Origin of the sequence: Micromonospora sp. NPDC047620 (assembly GCF_043205005.1) — a bacterium.
Taxonomy (GTDB): domain Bacteria; phylum Actinomycetota; class Actinomycetes; order Mycobacteriales; family Micromonosporaceae; genus Micromonospora.
In genome coordinates this window covers 1-2,248 of the sequence record NZ_JBIDDG010000082.1, presented here as the reverse complement: position 1 = coordinate 2,248, position 2,248 = coordinate 1, and the positions used below count along the sequence as shown (strand labels likewise).

The 2,248-nt window shown below is 64.7% G+C and carries 1 protein-coding gene; it reads left to right on the top strand.

Annotated features, from left to right (window positions below; all coding sequences use genetic code 11):
• Window positions 1-189: 189 nt before the first annotated feature.
• On the top strand, window positions 190-2,248 hold a 2,059-nt coding region (locus ACGF5C_RS34260; protein WP_393308491.1), incomplete at its 3' end, for a condensation domain-containing protein.

Here is a 2,248-nt window from a genome sequence, read left to right as displayed (position 1 = left end):
CTGCGGCCGGTGCCGGTTGGTGTGACAGGTGAGTTGTATGTGGCCGGTGACGGCGTCAGCTGCGGCTATCGGCGTCGCAGCGCACTGACCGCGACACGGTTCGTGGCTTGCCCATACGCCGCGCCCGGGGCCCGGATGTATCGCACCGGAGATCTCGTCCGCTGGGGAAGCGACGGCCAACTCCACTACGTGGACCGCGCCGACGAACAAGTCAAAATCCGCGGATACCGCATCGAATGCGGCGAAATCCGCACCGCGCTAACACAACTCGACGGCATCGAACAAGCAGCCGTCATCGCCCGCGAAGACCACCCCGGAGACAAACGCCTCGTCGCCTACATCACCGGCACCGCAAACCCCACCGAAATACGCAACCGACTCACCCGACAACTCCCCGCCTACATGATCCCCGCGGCAGTCATGACACTGCCCGCACTACCACTGACCGTCAACGGCAAACTCGACACCCGCGCTCTCCCGGCACCCGAATACGCGGCGAGCGGGTATCGCGCCCCGAGCACCCCCGTCGAGGAAATCCTCGCCACCCTCTACGCCCACACACTCGGACTCGACCACGTCGGCATCGACGACTCGTTCTTCGACCTCGGCGGAGACTCACTATCGGCGATGCGCCTGATCGCCGCGATCAACACCACACTCGACACCGACCTCTCGGTACGCACCGTATTCGACACACCCACCGTTGCCCGGCTGGCCCTCGGTATCGATGGTGCGGGTTCGAGCCGATCCCCACGACTGGTACCCGTCGAACGCCCCGAGCGCGTTCCGTTGTCGTATGCCCAGCAACGGTTGTGGTTCATCGACCAACTGGAGGGCCCCTCCCCGCTCTACAACGTGGCGGCGGCGTTGCGGTTGAGCGGTGGGCTCGATGTCGAGGCGCTGCGTGCAGCGCTGGCCGATGTGGTGGGCCGGCATGAAAGCCTCCGCACGGTGTTCGGCACGGTCGAGGGGACGCCCCGGCAGGTGGTTATCCCCGTCGAGCGGGTCGATTTCGGGTGGGAGGTTGTCGATGCGACCGGGTGGTCGGGCACCCAACTGGATGCGGCGGTCAACGCGGCGGCATGCTACCCCTTCGACTTGGCGGCCGAGATTCCTTTGCGGGCAAGACTTTTCGAAGTTGCCCATCGAGAACACGTGCTGGTGATCGTGATGCACCATATCGCTGCTGACGGCTGGTCGCTGAGGCCGCTGGCCGCCGATTTGAGTGTGGCGTATGCCGACCGGTGCGCGGGCCGAGCGCCGAATCTGTCGCCGTTGGCGGTGCAATACATCGACTACACACTCTGGCAACGCACCCAACTCGGCGACCTACACGACCCCCACAGCCCCATCACCACCGAACTCGAGTACTGGGAACACACCCTCGCCGGAATGCCCGAACACCTCGAACTCCCCACCGACCGACCCTACCCACCAACCACCGACCACCACGGCGCCACCGTAGAAATCGACTGGCCCCCCGAACTACACCAACAAATCAGCCGGATCGCACGCCGACACAACGCGACCAACTTCATGGTCATCCAAACCGCGCTGACCGTGCTGTTGTCGAAACTCAGCGCCAGCCCCGATGTAGCAATCGGATTCGCGGTCGCCGGCCGCGACGACCCCGCCCTCGACGAATTGGTCGGCTTCTTCGTCAACACCCTCGTCCTCCGAGTCGACCTGAACGGCGATCCCACCTTCACCGAGTTACTCACTCAGGTCCGGACACGGAGCCTGGAAGCGTTCGAGCACCAACACGTACCGTTCGAGGTACTGGTCGAACGGCTCAACCCCGCCAGGTCCCTGGTACATCATCCCCTCGTCCAGGTGTTGCTGGCCTGGCAGAACTTCGCCGAGAACAACGAATCCACCGCCGGGTTGCAGCTCGAGGACCTCGACGTCACCTCGCTTCCGTTGGACACCCACAGCGCCCGCATGGACCTAGCGTTCTCCCTCGGGGAACGCTTCACCGACCACGGCGACTCCGCCGGACTCACCGGCACAGTGGAATTCCGCACCGACATCTTCGACGCCACCACCATCGAGACACTCATCCGACGGCTGGAACGAACACTGATCGCCATCACCCGCGACCCTGGGCGGTCACTGTCGTCGGTGGACCTGCTCGACCAGACCGAACACACCCGGCTGGACGAAATCGGCAACCGCGCCGCACTGCACACGCACACACGCTCGGCGATGTCGGTTCCGGCGTTGTTCGCCGAACAGGTGGCCCGCACCC